Below are 22,765 nucleotides of genomic sequence, written 5' to 3'. Positions count from 1 at the left end.
AGGTTAAAGGTTAAAGGTTAAAGGTTAAAGGTTAAAGGTTAAAGGTTAAAGGTTAAAGGTTAAAGGTTAAAGGTTAAGCAAATAGCATAACTTTAGGCTTTTTGGTTTTAACCCTTTAATTGTTATATTTACCCAAAAAACAGTAAGTTGGCACCCAACGCAGACGTGGGGTAAACCTGCTAAAAAATAGAACCTGTAACGGATTCAGTGTAACTACCGGTGTTTAGTTTTTCTAACCTAATATCTAATACCTAATACCTAATACCTAATACCTAAAATATAACACCTGCACTTTGCTCTTAATCCCTAGACAAGTTATATTTTTTCATTTTTTCGACCAGTGTGGTTCGCCTTACGCCTAGCACTTCAGCAGCACGGGCAACAACGTAATCAAAGCGCTCTAATGCCTGTGTGATTAAGTTAATTTCAAGCTCAGCTAAGTACTCTTTAAGTTCAATACCTTCATCGGGCAATAACCCAGGGGCCGCTTGAGCAAAATCATCTTCGAGATCTATTTCGTCTTCGCTAAATCCGCCGCTAAAAATATCATTAAATGCATCACGCTCCATCAGTTCTTCTGGGTACTGAGGCTCATAAGCTTCAACTTCAATATAGCGGTATTTATTTGGTAAATCAGGAACATCCACCACCTTATCTGGGAACATAATAACCATACGCTCAACTAGGTTCGCGAGCTCACGGATATTACCCGGCCAAGAATGTTCTTTTAAACTATCAATAGCACGCTCTGTAAACTTAGCCGTAGTACCGCTTTGCTCATTTACGCGGCGCATAAGCTCTTTAAGTAGTAATGGTATGTCTTCTGCGCGTTGAGCAAGAGATGGGCTCTCAATAGGAAAAACATTTAAGCGATAGTATAAATCTTCTCTAAATGAGCCTTTTTCTATCATGTTTTCAAGGTCTCGGTGGGTTGCGGCAATAACACGCACATCAGCTTGAATCGCTTTAGTACCACCAACGCGCTCATAGCTGCGCTCTTGTAGCACTCGCAGTAACTTAACCTGCATTTGCAGTGGCATGTCGCCGATTTCATCTAAAAATAGGGTGCCACCTTGCGCCAATTCAAACCGGCCTTTACGTGCTGAAATAGCGCCGGTAAATGCACCTTTTTCATGGCCAAATAATTCGCTTTCTAGTAGCTCTGCAGGAATTGCCCCACAGTTTACTGGTACAAATGGGCCTTTGTTACGCTTAGAAAGCAAATGTACGTTTCGGGCAACTACTTCTTTACCTGTGCCCGACTCACCTAAAATAAGTACGTTAGCATCGGTTTTAGCAACCTGCGTAATTAAAAAGCGTAAATCTTTTACGGCTTTGGTTTCACCAACAAGACCATCAAAGGTGCTTTTCTCTTTATTATTTTTATGTTCATGCGGCAACATGCGCTGATATTGCTGACAGTCGTGTAACAGCTGTGTGGTTATTTCATGAGTAAATGGCTCACATATCAACCCCACAACATTAGCCAAACTCAACAAAGGTTTAAGCGTTTCACCAATGAGTAAAAAAGGAAATGTTGGGTATCGTTTAATTAAACTTTCGTGATCTAAAGACTGCAAAGCACCTAACACCACAATACATTCTTTGTTTTGATAGTGGCTACATGCCTGTTCAAAGTCAGCTTCTGTTTGCAACTGTACCGCCTCACCAATAAAAGTAAGCGATGCGTATAATCCAATAGAGCGATTGTTATTATTATCTAAAATTAAGATCATCTTTAGCGAGCCATTTATTTCACTAATTTGTTTTATTAATCAAATTGTAAGCCAGTTGGGTTTGGATGCAAGCAATAGCGGCGATTTTTTGACATTAACGCCAAAAAACAGACACTGGCCGCACAAAGTCAATACTTTATAACTATTAATTGCCTGGGTAGTTTTAGTGACATACATACTTAGGATGAATTAAACGACATATAATGCGATTTTCAATGATACGATTTCACACAGTAAAAACTCATAAAAACTGCTATTATTATTTAAAGGTGTGACTGTTTTGGCCGATAAAGTAATAGTCAAACTTATGTTGGAACTAAACTTGCTTAGAGTTCTGAACATGTAATTAAAATTTAAGGAATTACCTATGGCTCATGCATCAATCAATAAATACCGTCAAATAACAGTTAGCAGCGTTAAAGAGATGACACCTTATGATCAAGTCAAACTCGTGTTTGTAAATATTGTTGGCAAGCTCTCTGCTGCAAAAGGATTTATTGAACGTAAAGAGTTAGAAAAAAAAGGCAACGCAATCTCTGATTGTATTGTGCTACTTGGTGCGTTGCAGCAAGTGTTAAATTTTGAAGACAATAATGAAGTATCAACTAACTTAGACTCTTTGTACGATTACTGTCAGCGTTGCTTATTAACTGCAAACCTTGAAAACAACATTGATAAAATTGATGAAGTAATTACCTTAATTAAAGAGATTAAGTCAGGCTGGGAAGCAATTCCATTCGAACAAAGAGAACCACAACTGTAATGTCTTTAAATCGGGTTACAAGCTCACAAGTTAAAGATAGTGAGACTCGAGCATATTGCAATGAGCTAGTAAGTTTGATTGCTGACTCAGAAGATTGGGATATTGAGCAAGCGCTGAATATTCATAATAAACTTGATATTCACATAAGTAGCTCACTTTCTAGAGAAAAAACTCATTATTCAGCTACTGAACTTGAGTTTTTAATTAACCTAATAGAACAGCTATCTGTTAAAATAGATAATCAAAAGCAACTATTAGCGGTTAAAATAGTTGGTAATCAAAAAAATAAAAAAGCTGTAAATAAGTATAAATCTAATATTTAAAAACACTTCTTGCCTTAGCTAACCCCCTATTTTATTCCCCTTTACAGAGTGATTAAGCAGATTTTTCACTCTGTATTTTTATTTCCTCAAACCTCACTATAAAACAACACAGTTAGTTACTAACAATCGAACAAACATAAAAAAACCTGACTCATAAGCCAGGCTTTATTTGCTAAACAAAGTTAATTGTTTAGCTAGACTTTTTAGCCACACCCGGTAGGTTAGCTAATTGCTGCTGCAAGTAACCTCCTGTCGAGTTTAGGTTAGCAACTAATATATCCATGGCATTGTATTGGCTATATAGTCGCTCTTCATACTTTTTCATTCGGCTATTAAATGCATCAACTTCATCTTGTAGCTTATCGAGTTGTGTTTCACGCCCTTCAATACGTGAACTAAAAATACCATCAGAGGCCGTATAACCTTTAATAACAGTATCTAACTGGCCAACAAAACCATCACCGTCATTTTCGCCAACAAAAAACGTTTGAATAGCTTGTGGATCGCTTTCTACGGCAGCTTTAAGAGCGTCAGAATCAATACTTAACTTACCTGAGCGCTCAGTTCTAATACCAAAGTTAGCTAAAAAGTCGGTATTACCATTACCCGTGCTAAATTCAGATGTTAACATCGAGCGTACTTGGTTTACAGAGCCTCTAAGTAATGAATCACCCGCAAGTGCACCAACGCCCTCTTCAGCGCTAGAGCGACCGAGCTGATTTGATAAATCAATAAATGCATTAAACTTCTCTACAAACGACTTTAATCCAGCAGCAACATTATTATTATTTTCAGTGATAGTTGCTTTACTTAAATCATCGTCTGCATTGTGAGTTTTTTTGGCATTAATGGTGACGCCCTCAATGACATCTTTAAATTCATTTGTACTGCTTGTCGCAACAAGCGTCCCATCAATCGTAATTGAAGCATCCGTCGCTGCTGTTACTTCGTTTAAGTTTTCAGCATACGTTGTTGATGTTGTATCACTATCATACGCAAGACGAGACAAGCCAGACAAGTCTGTATTACCACCATCACCGACATCATCAACTACAATTTTTATTGCGTTTTCTGCGCCGGTTTCTTTACTTGATAACACTAATCGCTGCCCCGTATCATCGGTAATAATAGTAGCATTAACTGAATCATTGTCAGCAGAGTCATTAATCGCGTCACGTATATCAGCCAGCTTTGCTGTGTCTGACACATTTATGTCAAAACTGTTAGAGCCAGAACTAATCGTGAGCTTACCCTCTCCCACCGCTTCATCGCCAGCTATAGCATTTGATGTTAGCTTTTGGTTCTCAGCCAAACTATTAACTTTAATAGAGTAATTATTGGTTTGCGCGTTTTTTTCAGAGCTTAAAGAAACAAAGTCGTCACTGCCACTGATAGTGCGCTTTTGAAAGTTTTCGATGTCACCCAATGATTCTAGTGAACCATTAAGCTCTTCCAAAGAGGCTTTTAGGGTACCTACTGCAGATATATCGGTAGTAAAGTTTGCTTGCTGTTTAGTTACTCGAGCTTGGTAAGGGCTTTTTTCAGCATTCACTAAAGCAGTTACAATTTCATTAACTTGAAGCCCTGAACCTATACCTTTAAATGAAATATCCATAATAATTACCCTCTTAAATTACTGAAAACTAAACTTTAAAATCAACCAATACACCGGTGGCTTCCGCTAATTTAGCAACGATACCTAATACCTCTTCAGACGGGTACTGCTTAACTAAATCACCACTTTCTTTATCAATCACCTTAATAACATTACGGCCAGAATCTTCGTCGACCTTAAACTGAAGGCTGCGATTCATTTCGCCCATAAAGTCCTGCAATTGCTGTACCACCTTCTCTAGTTTTTCAGGTGATAACTCAGTTTTAGAAATTTCGCTATTACTTGCAGTGGTGGTGATGGGTGTATTCTTTTGTTCATCAGCATTTTGCTTAACTTGTGATGGGGTTTGGTAACTTGAGGTAACCTCACCTTTTTGCGCTGAGCTGATATTTAGATTTAAACTTTGCGTTTCCATAATTCGCTCCTACTATAAAGCGATATAAAGCTTTATACCTATACAAGAAAGGAAGGGTTGCCCCTTCCTTAGTAGTTAAGTATAGAGCTTATTGTTAAATTAACCTAATAAGCTAAGTGCTGCCTGTGGCAACTGGTTAGACTGAGCTAAGATTGTTGTACCAGCCTGTTGCATAATCTGGTTTTTAGTCAGTTTAGCCGTTTCTGCAGCATAATCTGTATCTTCGATACGACTTTTAGAAGCCGACACGTTTTCTGATACGTTTGAAAGGTTAGCAATAGTGAAGCCAAAACGGTTTTGAACCGCACCTAAGTCTGCTCGTTGTGCATCAATTTGCGCAAGCGCCGCATCAATTGTTTGAATTGCATCTTGTGCACCTTGACTTGTTGCCCCAGAAATATCAATAGTTTCAACTGATGTCAAAGAGCTTGTAGAAGCACTAAATAATTCAGTTTCATCGGCAGTTCCATCATTAGAAATACCAATTTTGTTCGGTGATGATAAGTTTATTTCTGATGTTTTTGAAGCCGTTGCTGTAGATGCAGTTACTCCATCAAATGTTAAACCACCAGCTGGAGTACCTGCATCCATAACAGATTCAATACCATCCACACCTGTTGCTTTAAGTGTAATTTCACCAGCATCAGAATCGTAAACTGCATCATACCCATCGGCAACCATATCCTCAGCTAAGCGAGCCATATCACCACCGTAGGTACCTAAATCATAGTTGTCATCGCCAACATTGATTGTTGCGTTATCTGTATTAGTGATACCAGCAATAGTTACTTCTAAGCGAGCTTCAGCAACTACGCCTGTAGCAGCAGCATTTATTTTTGCTGCAGCACCATCAGCACCATCATTAGCCCCAAGAGTAACATCGACACCATTAATATTTAGTGTGCCTGCTGTTATAGCTTCATTTGTAGCCATGTCACCAGCTGCAGCTACTGCGCCAAATACAGAACCAGCACCATCAATTTCATTTGCACCAAGCGCATCTGCTGATACATCACGCAAAGTTACGTTAATTGTTTCGTTAGCGTTTGAACCTACTTGGAATTGTTTAGTACCGAACGAACCATCTAGTAAGCTTGTACCACCAAATTTAGTCGTTTCAGCGATACGAGTAAGCTCTTGCTGTAATGCGCCAACTTCTTTTTGTAGTGCGGCACGAGCGTTTGCATCGTTTGAACCATTAGCTGATTGCAAAGATAGGTCACGCATACGTTGTAAGATGTTTGATGACTCTTGCATCGCACCTTCAGCGGTTTGCGACATTGAAATACCGTCATTCGCGTTACGCTGAGCAACACCTAAACCATTAATTTGTGAAGAAAGACGGTTCGCAATTTGTAGACCTGCCGCATCATCTTTCGCACTGTTAATTTTCATACCAGATGAAAGACGTTGCATTGATGTACCTAATGCTTCGCTAGATTTTGATAAGTTTCTTTGTGCATTTAATGATGCAACGTTAGTATTTACTGATAAAGCCATGTTATAACTCCTGATTACTTTCGTAATGTAACTAATTGATTTTAACCAAGAGCCATCACAATAAAAATCTGTTCAAGCTCCGTTCTAATTAAGTTAACGGCCGTTATAAAATTACCTTTAGCTTTTTTTTAAAAAAAACAGTAAAAACTTTTAATTGATTGAAATACAAATAAAAAAGCCAAGCATATTTGCTTGGCTTTTTTATAACTAGCTGGCATTAGCCACCTAAAAGACTTAATGCGGCCTGTGGTAACTGGTTTGCCTGCGACAAAATAGTGGTACCGGCTTGTTGCATAATTTGGTTTTTAGTTAGGGTTGCTGTTTCAAGCGCGTAATCAGTATCTTGAATACGGCTACGAGAAGCTGACACGTTCTCAGATACGTTAGCAAGATTGGCAATGGTAAAACCAAAACGGTTTTGCACCGCACCTAAGTCTGCACGCTGGGCGTCAATTTGCGCTAATGCAGCATCAATAGTTTGAATTGCAGATTGAGCACCTTCACTAGTTGTACCACTAATATCAATCGCCTCCACTGATGACAATTGACTTAATGAGCTATTAAACATCTGGAGCTCATTTGCTGCTCCATCGTTTGAAATACCAATTTTGCTCGGTGATGACAAATTTATTTCCGATGTTTTTGAAGCTGTTGTTGCTCCCGCAGCAGTTCCATCAAACGTTAATCCACCAGCAGGCGTACCAACTGCTTCCATTACAGATTCAATACCATCAACACCTGTTGCTTTTAGGCTAATATTGCCTGCAGCTGGGTCATAAACAGCATCATAACCGTCAGCCACCATCTCTTCTGCTAGGCGCGCCATATCACCACCAAAAGTGCCTAAGTCATATTCATCATCGCCAATTTTTATAGTTGCATTATCGGTACTCGTTATCCCTGCGATAACAACATTTAGACGAGCCTCAGCTGTAACACCAGCCGCAGCTCCATTAATAGAATTAGCTACACCATCAGCGCCATCATTTGCTCCAATTAAAACATCAGTACCGTTGATATTCAGTGATCCAGGAGCTACAACTTCATTTGCAGCCATACTGCCTGCAGCTACTACACCAAATACAGTTCCTGGCCCATCAATTTCGTTGGAACCAATAGCATCGGCAGCAACATTACGTAAACTTACATTAATGGTTTCATTCGCATTTGCACCTACCTGAAACTGTTTAGTACCAAAAGTGCCGTCAAGTAAGCTGGTGCCACCAAATTTAGTGGTATCTGCAATTCGAGTGAGCTCTTGTTGCAGGGCTGCTACTTCTTTTTGCAGTGATGCACGGTCAACCGCACTATTTGAACCATTCGCCGATTGCAGTGATAAGTCACGCATACGTTGCAGAATATTTGCTGACTCTTGCATTGCACCTTCAGCAGTTTGCGCCATAGAAATACCATCGTTGGCATTACGCTGAGCAACCGTTAGGCCATTAACCTGAGACGTTAGTCGGTTGGCAATTTGTAAACCTGCAGCATCGTCTTTTGCGCTATTAATACGCAAACCAGATGATAGTCTCTGCATTGAGGTTTCAAGTGCCATGCTAGATTTAGATAGATTGCGTTGCCCATTAAGTGATGCAACATTTGTATTTACGCTTAAAGCCATTTTACCATCTCCTAGTTTCAATCAGAATGTGGTTCAAAATATTTAAGCAAAAACCACACTGTCTATGACTAGTTGAATGCATTACTTGTGCCAACTAGTAAAAAAAGATTAACCCTATGTTTTAAAACAACTAAATAACACTTATTGCGGCTTTAAATTAGAAGTTAGCGATTTTTTGACAGAAGATAAAAAGGGGGTGACAGTTTTTTGCCGCTTCGTTAAGGCAAGTTATTACCTACTTTTCTCGTATAGTAATAACCTGCCTTGGATGGTATTTATAAATAATCGAATAATGAAAGTTTAGCCAAGCGACCAAAAGTCGCTTGTGAAGCCTGTAAACCAGACTCTTGTTTAGTAAGTTCACTAATAGCTGCAGCAGGATCAATTTCAATTAAGCTCGCTCTGTTTTCTTGATTATTAATATCTAGAGCACTGTTTGAATCGGTCACACGCTCCACCACGTTCATACGCCCACCTAGGCCAGCCTGAGTAAACACAATTTGCTCACTGGCATTTTTAAGCTGAATTAACCCATCCGATAACGCTTGGTTAATTTGCGCTCCATCAAGTTGTTCGTCATTTAGACTAGTGATCAGATCTTCAAGCGTATTAAGCACATTTTCTTTACCTGGCTTTTCAAGGGTAAAATCAAGCTGGCCGGGTGCTACACCTTCAAGTTGAATTTCCATGCCTGCAAACTCAATCGGCTCATCAGTTACTTCACCAGTAACAGGTGGTACAAGAGGATTACCATCACGTAATATTTCATACTGATCAGGCGCTGAAGGCGTTGCACCAGGGATAACATTAACGTTATAGGTATTGATCGTTGGAGAAATAAGCGGATCTGGGTCTGAGTTATAATTATCTTTATGAAACTTGTCAAACTCGCCTTGGTTTTCAACATAAACAGTCCCTGCGGTAATGCCGCCTGATGGCGCTCCATCATTCGACACCACATCAAGACGTGCATCTACGCGTTCAAATACATTAAAGCCATTATCGCTTGATTTTATCTCAACCCCTTTTGCAATGGTTACTTCATGCTGGCCTTGATCGCCTTGGTATTCGTATTTGCCATTAGTGCTATTAAATGTATAGGTTTGAATATCGTCTTGATAGCCAGAGAATAGGTATTTCCCCCCTTCTGATTGACTATTCATTAAGTTAAGCAGCGATTTTTGCAATTCTTTTAGTTCACTGGCAACTGAAGCCAAATCACTTTGACCTAACGAACCATTGCCCGCTCGTATGGTTAGCATTTGCGCTTCTAAAATAGTGTCGTTCATACCCTTAAGTATGCTTTCTTCGGTTGATAAGCGACCATTTAGCTGCTTTATATTTTTAGTTAACTGCTCATTGGTTTCTATTTTATTGGTGTACAACATCCCTTGCGATATAGCAGCTGGGTTTTCAGAGGTACTCAAATACTTTTGACCTGTGTTTGCTCGCTCTAAAGCGCCTGCAACGCCCTGTTGATTATCTAAAATTTTATTAATTTGACTTTGATACATTAAATTATTTGATAAACGCATAATTACCTCGCCGCACTCAGTAAAGTGTCAAAAATAGAACGTGCTGCAGACAGTACTTGAGCCGATGCAGCATAAGATTGCTGAAAACGCAGCAAATTAGCTGCCTCTTCATCTAAATTTACGCCCGACAACGATTCGTACCAGGCTTCTGATTGCTGTGCTAAAGCATCAAATGCCGCCCCGTTGGTTTTTGCTTGACTGGTTACTACACCAACATCGGTTACTAACCCAGCATAGGCCTGGTTCAAGGTTTTATGATTATCGGCTGAGGCACTTGCTACCACATTTTGACGTACTAAATCGGTGTTTTGTAAGTCAGCAAGTTTTTGACCGTTGCGGTTATCATCAAAACCACCTTCATTAAATTCTAAATTAAAGGTATCTCCCGTTGCTGGTACGCCTTCAATATTAAAATCAAAGCCATAACCATCGTATGGTGCCCCGGCTTGAGCGAGTATATTGTTAGCAGGCGGTGTAACCGTAAACGTGGTTGTACCATTCCCATCAGTAAGTTGATATTCGTTAGCATTGGCTGTTTTAACAATGCTAATAGGGCCATTTGCTAAATCCAAAGGATTACTAAAACTACCCGTGGTTACATCGGTGACATTACCCGGTGAAATACTGCCTGTGCCTGTATTATCTAGGCCGTCAGCTGTTCTAATTGGAGAGGCTAAGGCAATGTCTTCGCCTCGACCTGTTGTCAGCGATATATTACCTGCCGCGCCACTATTAAGTTTTACCTGAAATTGGTCACCGGCATTACCGGCTCCGGTTACGTTTAGCTCTAAACCAAACGACTCCCCACTGGTAATAGCGGCTGAATCGATAATGCCACTGGGTGGAATAGTTGCTAAAGAGGCTGTGCCTAAAGGTTCACCTTTATTATCTATTGGCTGAATACTTACTTCGTTAGGGTTCCCCGTATAGGTGATCACAAAATCACTCGCTGGTAGTTCACTGCCTTTACCAGCTTCAACGGTTGCTGACATATTAGCTGTTCCGGTATTTGCTTGATAAACAAAAGCACTGACCGTTGGGATATTAAAAATATCGCCTCCAAGCTCGCCGTTTGCATCCATACCTAAACGATTTTGCTGATTAAACGAATCGGCAAGTGCAATGCCCATCTGGCCTATTTGATTTTGAGCAGGCACCAAAATATCGTCTCTAAACGCTAATAAACCGCCAATTTTACCTTTGAGTTTAGTAGGGTCTATATCTAATGACACAGCCTTACCGCCATTTACATCTAAACGTAGCTCTTTAAAGTTAGCATCGGGATCGCCACTAATCGAAAACAAATTAAATGAACCATTTTGCATAACAACCGCTTCACCTGTGCCCATAAATACTTGTTTTTCACCATTAGGGCCATCGAGTGTTTCTATATCAATTAGTTTTGATAAATCACGTATTGCTTTATCACGCTCATTGTAAGCTGAGCTCGCATCTGCTTCGTTTTTAGTGCCATGAACACCCGCAATTTCTTGATTTAACGAACTAATACTTTCGATTAACGTATTCGCCTCTTCAGAAAATATTTCTAATTGCTCATTAACCACCGCTTTTTGCTCTGAAACAATACCTGCAAGCCGGTCCATTTGATCAATCAGATTTTGCGCATCACTCATCACCAATGAACGAGCAACTGTTGATGAAGGTTGGTTAAGTGCTTCTTGCACGTTGTTAAACATCGAGTTGATACTAGTTGATAAGCTGTTTGATTTTTCTGAAAAAATTTGATCAACCCGACTCGCCTCGCTAACAAATTGATCAAAAAAGCTTTTATTTGAGGTATCTCGGTTTAATTGCTTTTGTGCAAACTCATTTAATAACCGGTACGTTTGACCGCGGCCCACCTGATTATCAATCATGGTAGTAAATTCAGTGCGCTCTCGTACATACCCTTCAGTATTAACGTTTGCGATGTTTTTACTTGTCGTTTGCAATAACTCAGAGTTTGCTCTTATTCCTGAATTAGCAATATTTAATAAATTAAACGACATGTTACTCTACTCCTTGGCGGATAATGCTTGTGGCGATATTCTTTAACTCGTTACTGTTAAGCACTCTTTTTATTTTGTCTGCATAGTTAGGGTCGGTTGCATAACCGGCTTGCTGTAAAGAGTCTAAAAATTTGTGCGGCTTTGCTGTATTGTTTAATGCATCTTGATAGCGAGGGTTCTGCGTTAAAAAATCCACAAAATCATTCACACTATCTTTTATTGAGTCATACGCTCTAAAGCTTGCTTGCTTTTTAACTGCAGCGCCTTGCTCAAACTCTAAAGTGACCTTACTGGCTTTTTCGCCCTGCCAACTTTTATCTGACTTTATATTGAATAAATTATTTGAGCTATTGCCATCACCTTTACTGATAATATGTTTACCCCAGCCAGTTTCTAATGCTGCTTGCGCAACCATAACCGCCGGATTTAAACCAATTTTTTTAGCCGCTGTTTTTGCGTGTTCCCACACTGTACTTACAAATTCCTCAGCATTTTCAAATGTGCCAGACGCTATGTTTTGTTCGCTTTTTTCAGTTGAATCAACGAGCGGCACTTTTTCAGTGACCTTTTGGTTTTCTTGATGAGGTAAGGTGCTACCCGCACGTTGGTCACTAAAGAAATCTGACGTTGTACGAAGAACTGAGCCTGGCATAAAGTTTTTTCCATCTGGCGATAGTTGCTGCACAATTAAATCAGCAAGACCTAAAGAGCCATTTGATGAAAGCTCTGTAGCCATCTGTTGGTCGTGCATTTCTTCAAAAAACTTCACGCCACTTGCATTAAATGGGCTTTCTTTGTCTTCAAAAGCCTCATTGGCTTTACGCATACTTTTCAGTAGCATTTGGGTGAAGATAGCTTCAAATTGTGCCGCCGCTTTTTTTAACGCCGCTTTAGATGCATCGGTTGATGCATCACCGCTGTTTAAAGCATCTCGACGCAAAGAGTCTAAGTTGCCTAAATCAAAAAAGTTTTGCTTATCTAGATGATTTGTTTCCATCAGCTTTTTGACACAATAATTAATAATACCTAGTTAAATGCAATAATTGAGCCAAAAGAAGAGTAGCGATGAAAGGTTAAGGATGAAAGGTTAAGGGTTAAAGACCCTAGGGCTTAGGGTCTAGAATCTTATAAAACTAAATTACAACAAGCTGACCGTTAATTGCACCGGCTTCTTTAAGTGCTTCAAGAATCGCCATTAAATCGCCAGGGGCAGCGCCAACTTCATTAATAGCACGAACTAAATCATCAAGGCTGACACCTGGGTCAAATACAAAAGCACGTGAATCATCTTGATTAACGTCAATAATACTTTGTTGGGTAACCACTGTTTCCCCCTCTGCTAAAGGATTTGGCTGTGCCACATTTTGTTGCTCAGCAATGGTCACAGTAAGGCCACCATGTGTAATTGCCGCAGGTTGTAATTTTACATTTTTTCCAATAACTATAGTGCCGGTGCGTGAGTTAACAATTATTTTTGCCGAAGTATCCGCAGGCTTAAACTCTAAGTTTTCAAGAGTTGATAAATACGATACACGTTGCGAGGCATCACGAGGTGCAATAACGCGAATAGAAGCCGCATCGAGTGCTTGAGCGCTATTTGGGCCGATTAAATCATTTATGGTTTTCTCTAAACGTTTAGCAGTAGTAAAATCAGGGCGGTTTAAATTAAAGGTAATATAATCGTTTTGCATAAATGGGCTTTTAACAGCACGCTCAACGGTTGCACCATTTGGTACGCGTCCTACCGTTGGCGTATTAATCACAACGCGACTACCATCAAGGCCTTCAGCGCCTAAGCCACCTACAATTAAACTGCCTTGAGCGATGGCGTAAACATTACCATCAACCCCTTTTAGGAATGTTTGTAATAATGTACCACCGCGCAGGCTGCCTGCACTGCCAATTGATGACACGGTTATATCAATAGTCTGCCCTGGCTTTCTAAATGGAGGGAGTTCTGCATGAACAGCAACCGCTGCAACATTTTTAATTTTTGGCTTTAAACTCGCAGGTAGTGTAATACCAAAACTATTAAGCATGCCTTTAAAACTTTGCTCGGTAAAACGGCTTTGCTCTCCGGTGCCCGGTAAACCAACAACCAATCCATAGCCCACTAATTGGTTTGAGCGCACCCCTTCGACCATAGACACATCTTTAATTCGCTCAGCACTGGCAGTAAATTGCCAGCCTAGTAGCACCATAAAACAAAAAACTTTAAAACCATTCATGTTGAATGTCCTCTAAAAGGGAAACAATGAGCTACTAAAGAAACGCGTTAACCAACCCGGGCTTTGTGCCTCTTGAGTTTGACCCTTACCTGAATACTGAATACGCGCATTCGCAATACGATTAGACTCAACGGTATTATCAGCATTAACATCTTGTGGACGCACTAACCCCTCTAAGCGAATAAATTCTTCACCGGTATTTAGCGTTAGCCATTTTTCACCGCGAATCACCAAATTACCATTTGGTAATACTCGCATCACGTTAACCGAAATATCGCCAACTAGGCTGTTTGATTGATTTGATCTTGAGTCACCTTTAAACGACGCATCACTACCAATACCAAATTGAATACTATCGCCACCAATATTAACCGGTAAACCACCTAAACCAATAACAGGATCGAGGCTAGCATCTGTTTGTTTATCTGTTTCTGTTTTAGCCGCTTTTGTGGCTTGGGTTGACTCTTGCAATTTAACCGTAATGATATCGCCTGTTCTAAGTGCTTTCTTATCGGCATATAAGTCATTCGATAATTGTGTACTGAATAAAGAGCCAGTTGCTACCACTGACTCCATATTAGGCTCTGGATACATAGGTGCATAGTAGGGATCGTCCTGCACTACTTCATTATTTTGTGTAGATACACAACCGCTTAACAGTAAAGTCCCTACTGCAAATAACATGATATTACGCATACAATCCCCCAAGACTATAATTGTTGATTGATGTAGCTCATCATTTCATCAACCGCTGAAATTACCTTTGAGTTCATTTCGTAAACTCGCTGAGTTTCAATCAAATTAACCAACTCTTCGGTCACATTTACATTTGATGTTTCAAGTGAACCTTGAATAATTGTACCTAAGCCCTCAACCCCCGGGTTACCTTGAACAGGTGCACCACTTACTGCAGTTTCGGTATAAAGGTTTTGCCCTATAGGCTCAAGGCCCGACGGATTGATAAAATCACTAATAGTAATTTGACCAATAACCACGTTTTCGGCTTGACCTTTAATGCGAACTGACACTTCACCATCTTGAGATACGGTGATTGACTGTGCATCATCAGGCACATTCATTTCAGGCTGAACAACATAACCAGCGCCCGAGGTTACAACACGCCCGTCGCCGTCGGTAGTAAACTGGCCATTACGCGAATAAGCAATATTGCCATCAGGCTGTAAAACTTCAAAAAAGCCAGGACCTGAAATCATCCAATCTAATGAATTTTCAGTGGTGAGCATATTACCTTGCGAAAAGTTTTTTTGGTTAGCCACCACCTTAGTACCCGCGCCCAACATTAAGCCTGACGGCATTTCGGTGTCTTGCGATGAGCGACCGCCTGGTTGATTAATATTTTGGTAGAGTAAGTCTTCAAAAATAGCGCGGCTTTTTTTGTAACCCACTGTACTGGCATTCGCTAAGTTATTTGATATAACCGATATATCTGTTTGTTGAGCGTCAAGCCCTGTTTTACTTATCCATAATGCTGGATTCATAATAATATCCTCACGTTATAGTTAAACGATGCGCATCAGCTGTTCTTGACGTTGATCAATCTCTTCAGCTGTTTTCATCAGTTTTACTTGTAATTCAAATTGGCGTTGATGACTGATCATATCGACCATTTCATGCACAGGATTTACATTCGATTTTTCTAATGTGCCACCTAATACTTGTACATTGGCTGATGTTTCAACTATTTGGCCTGGTTTAGCTCTAAATAAGCCATCGTTACCCTTCTCGAGTGTAGCGTTGTTTGCATCAACCACTTTTAGCCGATCAACTTCTTCTAAAAAGTTAGCCGGTGCACCTTGAGGGCGAACTTGAATAGTGCCATCTTTGCTAAATTCAATTTTTTCAATCGGTACAGGTAATATGACTGGCCCACCTTCGCCAATAACTTGACGACCGTCGCTGGTAGTCAACATTCCTTCAGCCGTTATATTTAACGAACCCACTTTTGTATAGGCTTCATTACCGGAGGCATCCTGAACACTCAGCCATGCATTATCACTCATAGCAATATCAAGGCTGCGACCTGTTTCGACAACACCGCCCGATGTCATGTTAGATCCTGGGCGCTCCTGCATAGCAAAAACACGAGTCGGCAAACCTTCACCGAAAGCCTGCATTGACCGTGCTTGCGAAAAATCAGATTTAAACCCAGTGGTATTCGCATTTGCCAAATTATTGGCTTTAAGAGCAAGCCCTTGCATGCTTTGTTTAGCGCCAGATGCCGCTATGTAGACCATTTTATCCATAACATCGACTCATTAAGAAATCTATGTATGAGTAAATGCAATATAAGTGCCAAATTAAATTTAAGTGTGAATAAGATTTTAGGAGAGGAATAAAAAAGGCTGCACTAAGCAGCCTTAGTAAATCAAAATATGATTATCTGATCTGAAGGATGTTCTGTTGAATAGTTGAGTTAACCTCAAGCGCACGAGAGTTTGCTTGGAAGTTACGCTGCGCACTAATCAAATCAACCAGCTCATTGGTTAAGTTTACGTTAGACTGCTCAAGAGCTGACGAATTAATGTTGCCTAGTGTGCCTGAACCTGGCTCACCCGCAATTGGTTCCCCCGAGGTCAAACTTTTTTTCCATGAAGTGTCACCTACTTGCTGCAAACCTTGTGAGTTTGAAAAGCGCACCATGGCAACTTGACCTAAGTAAGTTGAATCACCATTACTGTAAGATGCAACAACTTTTCCATCTGTACCAATATCAATACCCGCTAAGCGACCTACTGTCGCACCATCTTGCTCTAGTGCTTTCACCTCAAAGCGACTCGCATATTGAGTAGGCGTTCTATTTGCAGTACCGGCCTCATCGCGCCAATTAATCGCAATATCATCAAATTGGGCGCCATTAGATAAAATACCCGATAAATTAGCTCCGGTTAAATTAACATCAGTAAAGGTTGGACCAACATTTGGAGCACCATTAGTCGTTGCAGGCAAACCGCTAGCATCAAACCCAAAGGTACTTAGCGGGCTTGGTGTTGCTGTCGCGGCACCAGTTGCATCAAAGGGAGTTTTGTCAAGCGTACCATGTACTTGCCATTCATTAGGCGCTGTTTTTACAAAAAAGAATTGTAGAACATGTGGCTCACCAAGTGAGTCATACATTGTGGTCGATGTCGAAGAGTTATAAGTAGTACTGTCTGTTGCATCAAAAGGGACAGCTATTACATCTTCTCGAGAATCGACGTTAAATGATGTATAAACGTTTGAAGTAGAGCGCGGAGAGCCCGAAGAATCTGGTATTTGTAAAGCAGATGAAGTACTAAGACTTACAGAGGTCGTGTCACCACTAACTTCATCAACTGGGAAGCTTTGTAAAAAATTACCTTTAGCATCTACAACAAAGTTATCTTTATTAAGCTTAAATGCACCCGCACGCGTGTAGGTAAAGTCTTGTGCGCCTAAGTCTTGACTGGTAGCAAAATACCCCTCACCTGTGATCGCTAAATCCAGTGAATTATTAGTAAACTGCAGCGAGCCCTGATGAAACTGCTGGGCAACCATGGTGGTTTGCACACCATCACCATTTTTTGTTTTACCGGCGCTAAATACTGATGATGCGTATACATCAGCAAACTCGGCGCGAGACTCTTTAAAGCCCGTGGTATTTACGTTGGCAATGTTATTGGCGGTAACATCTAAATCTTTTTGTGCGGCAGCAAGGCCTGTTAATGCAATATTGAAGCTCATAATTAACCTCTAACCTAAAAAATATTTAGCCTATTGGCTAAAAAATACATAAAATCTATTACGCGATTTCTGCGACATCAGTCAGCCTAACCGCACCTTCTTTAGTATTAATAATAATGCCGCTTGAGCCGTTAATATTAACACTTTCAATATTTTTGAATGTAGCTAATGGGAGGCTTGAAAATTCCCCATTTGTACTACCCTCTGCTTTGATGTTGTATTCACCAGGTGGTAGCCGTTCACCCGCTTCATTTTTACCATCCCATGCAAAACGGATGGCTCCTGCAGGCTGAGTGCCTAAATCTATAGTTTTAACCAACTGCCCGGATGCATCTTCAATGCGGATCATTAAACTATCGACTGGCTTTTCAGCTACAACAGAACCTCTTGATTCACCCGACTCATTAAGCTCCAGTGTATCCGACTCCAACAAAGCTTGTTTGCCTACCAGTGTTGATGCTTGCAATGCCGAATTTGATGTCATCGACGCGGCTAAAGACTCAAAGTTAGAGTTTAAATTTGAGATCCCTTCAGCCATGGTAAAGTTTGTCATTTGTGCAATCATCTGATCGTTATCAGCTGGTTTGCTGGGATCTTGATATGACAACTGCTGTGTTAACAACGAAAAGAAATCTTCTTGGGTTAACGCATCACTCTCTTCTTTTTTTGGCACTTGCTTATCTTGCCAACGTAAAGAGTCCATGTAGGATGAAGAAGTACTAATATCGTTACTCATGAGCTACCCTCAGTTACCGCTGACCTAACAGCAGTGTTTTACTTAACATTTGCTTAGCTGCATCAGCAACTTGAACATTTGTCTGATAAGAGCGAGAAGCAGAAATCATATTTGCCATCTCCTCCACAACATTCACGTTGGGTTTGTAAATATATCCATTTTCATCCGCACTCGGGTGATTTGGGTTATATTCGATTTGTAGTGGTTTATTACTTTCAACCACTCCTAACACTTTTACACCAACGGCAGAGCCCTGTGGGTTGCTTGCTGACGCTGACGCTTTTGTAAGCTCCGCAGCAAATACAGGTTGTCGCGCTCGGTACGTCTCATTTTGCGAAGAGCTAATTGTATTGGCGTTAGAGATATTACTTGCCGTGGTATTTAATCGCACGTTTTGCGCGCTCATACCTGAACCAGCAATATCAAACACATTATATAAACTCATAATTAGGCTCCTTGACTACCGAGGGCTTTTTTTAGGCCTTTAAATTTACCATTAAGAAACTGGACACTGGCCTGATACTCCATAGCATTCTGTGTATACAAGTTCCGTTCCACTTGTATATCAACAGAGTTGCCATCACCTGTATCTGTTTGATTTGGCGTACGAAATAGTTCATTACTACCTACACTACGGGTACCACCGGCAATGTGTTTTTCATTGGTTCTTACCATGGTATTGCCGCTTAGTTGGTTGGACTTTGCCGTTTTTAATGCTGAGGCAAAGTCGATATCTTTTGCTTTATAGCCGGGCGTATCAGCATTTGCGATATTAGTAGCGAGCATTTCTGCTCTTTGCGAACGGATCAACATCGCATGCGGATGCACGCCTAATGCTTTATCAAAACTGATAGCCATAACTACCTCCAAAAAATTGACTCAGTACCGATAAAGCAATAAATGAGCCAGCAGTGAAAATAGTGATGATAAAAACAAAAAACGACGCAATAGGCGTCGTTTAGAGGAGGGATAATATATTAATGAAGGTCATTTCTTTTGATAAATGATACCAGGGTTACAACGCACCATATCAAAGTCAGTACTTAAACCAGACATAGACTCCGACGCACCTAAAAATAAATACCCCTTAGGGTTAAGTGCTTGAGAGAATTGTGCAATTATTTTGGCTTTCACCTCAGGTGAAAAGTAAATTAAAACATTACGGCAAAATATAATATCGAACTTACCCATTAAAGCGTACGAATCGAGCAAATTTAAATGCCTAAAGCTCACTTGCTTTTTCAATGAATCAACCACTTGTGCCATACCATTGCCGCTGTCTTTAAAAAACTTTTTACGACGTTCAGCAGAGAGTCCGCGAGCCAATGCCAATGCATCATATTCAGCATGTTTACACATATCAAGCATGGTATTTGATATATCTGTACCAATTATTTGTGCACCCATTTTTAAAACACCAGGGCTGCTGGATTGAAACTCAGCAACCGACATCGCTATTGAGTAGGGTTCTTGTCCTGATGAGCTCGCCGCAGACCATATTTTTAATGGCCTATTTAACGTTTTAAACTCAGGGAATAATCTGGTTTTAAGTAACTCAAACGGATATTGATCTCTAAACCACAATGTCTCATTGGTTGTCATGGCATCAACAACGGCTGCGCGCAACTGGCGCTCATGCACACCGAGAGTTTTACTTACCAATTCAGACAACGATTCAACATTAAATCGAGACATTAATGGTGCCAAACGGCTCTTTACCAAATACTGCTTATTTTCACCTAAAACAATACCGCACTGTTGTTCTAAAAATAAGCGAAATTGATCGTATTCGTTTTGCTGCAAATCTTTATTAGTCAAATCAATAACACCTATGTTTATTAATCACGATGAACCCATTTATTAACGGCTGTTGCAAGCTCGTCTGGGTTAAATTTTGCAATAAAATCATCTGCTCCTACTTTTTCAATCATCGCTTGATTGAAAACACCACTCAATGATGTGTGTAAAATCACATGTAGTGGCGCAAGTTTAGGATTAGCTTTGATTTCTGCAGTCAGCGTGTAACCATCCATTTCTGGCATTTCTACATCAGAAATGAGTAGCCCTACTCGCTCTGTAATATCATTTACGCAATCGAGCTCTGCAATTTCTTTTAATCTTATTAAAGCTTCTTTACCATTTTTAGCCAACTCAGTTGTTACACCTAATGGTTCCAATGCTCGTTTTACTTGATTTCGCGCAACAGCCGAATCATCAGCAATAAATACTATTCTCTCGCCTAAATCTTTTTGTATATTACCTTGCGAGGCAACATCATCGCTCACGGTAGTATTAACTGGGCAGATTTCGTTTAAGATTTTTTCTACGTCGAGTATCTCAACGAGCTCATTTTCAATTTCAGTGACGGCTGTTAAATAAGAATAACGACCCGCTCCTGATGGCGGTGGCATTATTTTTTCCCAGTTCATGTTAACTATACGTTCAACACCACCTACTAAGAATCCTTGCACTGTACGGTTATACTCAGCAATTATTATAAAGCCATCTTCGATGCTTTTTATTGGGCGCCCGCCTACGGCCATAGATAAATCAATAACCGAAATAGTTTGCCCACGAATATGTGCTACGCCACGGATATAAGTGTTAGATTTCGGCATGCTAGTCAATGGAGGGCATTGAAGAACTTCTCTTACCTTGAACACATTAATACCAAAGCGCTGACGCCCATTAAGCTTAAATAACAATAACTCTAAGCGGTTTTGCCCAACCAACTGAGTACGTTGGTTTACTGAGTCTAAAATACCGGCCATTTAAATCTCCTAAGAAAACAAATATAAGGAACGATAATTGCTTTCAATTAATAAAGCGTCATAACACAACGGGGGCGTCTAAATTCTGACGCAAAATATTTATACCCTGTTTGCAACCATAAGCATAGTCGAAACATTATGAGTTTGTTAAAAAAAACCAGAAGATACAGTGTTTTTTATTTTCTTGCTAGCATCTGCTTCACTTTGCCACTAAAGGCACAAGTATTTAGTAAAGAATCACTACAGGAAATGGCTGTATCTTATGTTGCTCAAAAAGCAGTAACTACAAATGACAACAAAATACAGTTTAGCGCGTTACCGCTAGATAGCCGCATTCCCGATCGCCAATGTAATTCTGAGCTAGAGCTAGTAACGCCAAGTGAGCCCCCATTTAATCGTCAGGTCACCATTCAAATAAAATGTAACGATAGTGACAACTGGGCACAATACGTACATGTCAGAATCACTGAATCAGCACCCGTTGTAGTTGCCACTACCAATTTAGCACGAGGTGAAGTGATTACTCCATCCCATTTAAGTATTGATATGCGCCCTGCGCACTTTATACGTGTTCAGTATCTTGATGATCCTGCGCAACTTATTGGTAGCCGCAGTAAACGTAATATTCGTGAAGGTATGCCTGTACTACTCAATCAAATTTGTATGGTTTGCAAAGGCGACTCTGTCAATATTTTTGCCAATATTAAAGGGTTAAGAGTAAAAACCACAGGTGTTGCATTAGAGGATGGAACCTTAGGTGAACAAGTACGAGTAGAAAACAAAAAAACAGGTAAAGTTTTAAATGCACGGGTAGATGCTGTAGAATCTGTGCAGGTAAATATTTAATGTAAATTTATGCTAAAGTATCTTTAGTAAATGCCGATATAAAGGCATCAGTTGGGTAATAAACGGGTTTTTATCATGGTCGGTCAAGTAAACAAATCAAATCAACAGCCTGGTGTTTTAACAAACACTCAACAGCAAAAAGTTGATTTAAAAAGAGATAATGCAAATACACAGGCGGCACAAACGCCTTCACCTAAAGCTGCAAGCGATTCGGTGAGCTTAACACCGCAGGCCAAGCAATTAAAATCTTTACAAGAAAAAGCAGAGCAGTCTTCTGGTTTTGACAGCAACAAAGTTGCTGAGCTTAAAAAAGCGATTACCGAAGGCAAGTATCAAATAGACAGTGAGAAACTTGCCAAAAATTTAGCAGACTTTGAGTTTAACGTTTATGGCTGATCACAATAGTTTAATTACGATTAAACTAAATGAGCAAATTACTTGCTTAACAAAACTGAGCGAGTTACTCACTCAGGAGCTTACTGCCATTGCATCTCGAAGAGGTGAAGGTTTAAAAGAAATTGCCCAACAAAAAATGTCTTTTTTAACCAGCATAAGCACCCTAGATAAAGAACTCAGTAAACTGATTGCCAGTAATGATCAGCAAACAGATGAAAACGCTGACTTAATAAAGCTAACTCGAGAAAAGCTTGAGCAGTGTCAAAAACAAAATGAAGTTAACGCTCATGCAGCGCACCAGGCGCAGTTAAGTGTTAAGCAATTAAAGGGGATTTTAATTGGCGCACCTTCGTCTATGACCTATGATCAAGCCGGTAGCGTAGTTAATACTGACAACAGCATTGTGCGTAACCTAAAAGCCTAAAGAATACTCATAAAAAAACGCCTAAACGAATAATCGTTTAGGCGTTTTTTGAGGGCGTTCAGAATTCTGTGTCAGCCTAAGTTGCTAAATATCTAGCACACCATCTAACCTACCTTCGAAGTGGATG

23 protein-coding genes are annotated in these 22,765 nt (G+C 40.1%); 5 read left to right on the top strand and 18 right to left on the bottom strand.

What is annotated here, in order from left to right:
* Window positions 1-299: 299 nt before the first annotated feature.
* Window positions 300-1,736 (bottom strand): sigma-54 dependent transcriptional regulator, encoded by a 1,437-nt coding sequence (locus AAEY57_RS15070; protein ID WP_008112169.1) that lies wholly within the window; start codon window positions 1,734-1,736, stop codon window positions 300-302.
* A 367-nt stretch (window positions 1,737-2,103) separates the two neighbouring features.
* On the opposite strand from AAEY57_RS15070, the gene fliS reads away from it, so the two are divergent.
* Together fliS and AAEY57_RS15060 are read left to right on the top strand one after the other, a co-directional pair.
* Window positions 2,104-2,499, top strand: coding sequence for a flagellar export chaperone FliS (gene fliS / locus AAEY57_RS15065; protein ID WP_008112168.1), 396 nt, complete (start codon window positions 2,104-2,106; stop codon window positions 2,497-2,499).
* Window positions 2,499-2,822, top strand: a complete 324-nt coding sequence (locus tag AAEY57_RS15060) for a hypothetical protein (protein WP_024602019.1) — start codon at window positions 2,499-2,501, stop codon at window positions 2,820-2,822. Before fliS ends, AAEY57_RS15060 begins: the two co-directional genes overlap by 1 nt.
* A gap of 190 nt (window positions 2,823-3,012) precedes the next feature.
* Here the strand turns inward: AAEY57_RS15060 and fliD are convergent, their stop codons facing one another.
* The 17 genes from fliD to AAEY57_RS14975 form a co-directional block, all read right to left on the bottom strand.
* On the bottom strand, window positions 3,013-4,437 hold the full coding sequence (gene fliD, locus AAEY57_RS15055) for a flagellar filament capping protein FliD (protein ID WP_024602018.1): 1,425 nt from the start codon (window positions 4,435-4,437) through the stop codon (window positions 3,013-3,015).
* Window positions 4,438-4,465: 28 nt separating this feature from the next.
* Entirely contained in the window at window positions 4,466-4,852 is a 387-nt protein-coding gene (locus AAEY57_RS15050) for a flagellar protein FlaG (protein WP_008112160.1), read from the bottom strand.
* A 99-nt stretch (window positions 4,853-4,951) separates the two neighbouring features.
* A complete protein-coding gene (locus AAEY57_RS15045) occupies window positions 4,952-6,352 on the bottom strand; it encodes a flagellin (protein WP_350608147.1) in 1,401 nt (466 codons plus the stop codon).
* A gap of 217 nt (window positions 6,353-6,569) precedes the next feature.
* Window positions 6,570-7,973, bottom strand: a complete 1,404-nt coding sequence (locus tag AAEY57_RS15040; RefSeq protein WP_008113080.1) for a flagellin — start codon at window positions 7,971-7,973, stop codon at window positions 6,570-6,572.
* 275 nt (window positions 7,974-8,248) lie between these two features.
* Entirely contained in the window at window positions 8,249-9,508 is a 1,260-nt protein-coding gene (flgL, locus tag AAEY57_RS15035; protein WP_350608146.1) for a flagellar hook-associated protein FlgL, read from the bottom strand.
* Window positions 9,509-9,510: 2 nt separating this feature from the next.
* Window positions 9,511-11,517 (bottom strand): flagellar hook-associated protein FlgK, encoded by a 2,007-nt coding sequence (gene flgK, locus AAEY57_RS15030; protein WP_350608145.1) that lies wholly within the window; start codon window positions 11,515-11,517, stop codon window positions 9,511-9,513.
* A gap of 1 nt (window position 11,518) precedes the next feature.
* A complete protein-coding gene (flgJ, locus tag AAEY57_RS15025; RefSeq protein ID WP_290169762.1) occupies window positions 11,519-12,514 on the bottom strand; it encodes a flagellar assembly peptidoglycan hydrolase FlgJ in 996 nt (331 codons plus the stop codon).
* A 136-nt stretch (window positions 12,515-12,650) separates the two neighbouring features.
* Complete coding sequence (locus tag AAEY57_RS15020; RefSeq protein WP_008113075.1) at window positions 12,651-13,745, bottom strand: flagellar basal body P-ring protein FlgI; 1,095 nt, start codon at window positions 13,743-13,745, stop codon at window positions 12,651-12,653.
* 12 nt (window positions 13,746-13,757) lie between these two features.
* Window positions 13,758-14,441, bottom strand: a complete 684-nt coding sequence (flgH, locus tag AAEY57_RS15015) for a flagellar basal body L-ring protein FlgH (RefSeq protein WP_290169765.1) — start codon at window positions 14,439-14,441, stop codon at window positions 13,758-13,760.
* Between the two features lie 14 nt (window positions 14,442-14,455).
* Complete coding sequence (flgG, locus tag AAEY57_RS15010) at window positions 14,456-15,244, bottom strand: flagellar basal-body rod protein FlgG (protein WP_008113073.1); 789 nt, start codon at window positions 15,242-15,244, stop codon at window positions 14,456-14,458.
* A 21-nt stretch (window positions 15,245-15,265) separates the two neighbouring features.
* Window positions 15,266-16,009: a flagellar basal body rod protein FlgF gene (locus AAEY57_RS15005; protein WP_008113072.1), complete on the bottom strand. Its 744-nt coding sequence runs from the start codon at window positions 16,007-16,009 to the stop codon at window positions 15,266-15,268.
* A gap of 133 nt (window positions 16,010-16,142) precedes the next feature.
* Window positions 16,143-17,465, bottom strand: a complete 1,323-nt coding sequence (flgE, locus tag AAEY57_RS15000; RefSeq protein ID WP_024602010.1) for a flagellar hook protein FlgE — start codon at window positions 17,463-17,465, stop codon at window positions 16,143-16,145.
* A gap of 58 nt (window positions 17,466-17,523) precedes the next feature.
* On the bottom strand, window positions 17,524-18,201 hold the full coding sequence (locus tag AAEY57_RS14995; protein ID WP_024602009.1) for a flagellar hook assembly protein FlgD: 678 nt from the start codon (window positions 18,199-18,201) through the stop codon (window positions 17,524-17,526).
* Window positions 18,202-18,214: 13 nt separating this feature from the next.
* Window positions 18,215-18,646, bottom strand: coding sequence for a flagellar basal body rod protein FlgC (gene flgC, locus AAEY57_RS14990; protein WP_013465593.1), 432 nt, complete (start codon window positions 18,644-18,646; stop codon window positions 18,215-18,217).
* A 2-nt stretch (window positions 18,647-18,648) separates the two neighbouring features.
* Window positions 18,649-19,059: a flagellar basal body rod protein FlgB gene (gene flgB, locus AAEY57_RS14985; RefSeq protein ID WP_013465594.1), complete on the bottom strand. Its 411-nt coding sequence runs from the start codon at window positions 19,057-19,059 to the stop codon at window positions 18,649-18,651.
* Window positions 19,060-19,188: 129 nt separating this feature from the next.
* Window positions 19,189-20,019 carry a CheR family methyltransferase gene (locus AAEY57_RS14980; RefSeq protein WP_013465595.1) on the bottom strand — a complete coding sequence of 277 codons (831 nt, stop codon included), beginning with the start codon at window positions 20,017-20,019 and terminating at the stop codon, window positions 19,189-19,191.
* Window positions 20,020-20,039: 20 nt separating this feature from the next.
* A complete protein-coding gene (locus AAEY57_RS14975; protein WP_013465596.1) occupies window positions 20,040-20,972 on the bottom strand; it encodes a chemotaxis protein in 933 nt (310 codons plus the stop codon).
* A gap of 138 nt (window positions 20,973-21,110) precedes the next feature.
* Between AAEY57_RS14975 and flgA the strand changes: the two genes are divergently transcribed.
* From flgA to flgN, 3 genes are all read left to right on the top strand, one after another.
* Window positions 21,111-21,818 carry a flagellar basal body P-ring formation chaperone FlgA gene (flgA, locus tag AAEY57_RS14970; protein WP_350608144.1) on the top strand — a complete coding sequence of 236 codons (708 nt, stop codon included), beginning with the start codon at window positions 21,111-21,113 and terminating at the stop codon, window positions 21,816-21,818.
* Between the two features lie 75 nt (window positions 21,819-21,893).
* Window positions 21,894-22,214 (top strand): flagellar biosynthesis anti-sigma factor FlgM, encoded by a 321-nt coding sequence (gene flgM / locus AAEY57_RS14965; protein WP_010387860.1) that lies wholly within the window; start codon window positions 21,894-21,896, stop codon window positions 22,212-22,214.
* On the top strand, window positions 22,207-22,638 hold the full coding sequence (flgN, locus tag AAEY57_RS14960; protein WP_013465599.1) for a flagellar export chaperone FlgN: 432 nt from the start codon (window positions 22,207-22,209) through the stop codon (window positions 22,636-22,638). Before flgM ends, flgN begins: the two co-directional genes overlap by 8 nt.
* Window positions 22,639-22,765: the final 127 nt, after the last annotated feature.

The organism is Pseudoalteromonas sp. MER144-MNA-CIBAN-0113, from assembly GCF_040308965.1.
Taxonomy (GTDB): Bacteria; Pseudomonadota; Gammaproteobacteria; order Enterobacterales; family Alteromonadaceae; genus Pseudoalteromonas; species Pseudoalteromonas tetraodonis.
Note: the sequence above shows the minus strand (reverse complement) of the source record. Positions and strands in the feature narration are given on the sequence as shown.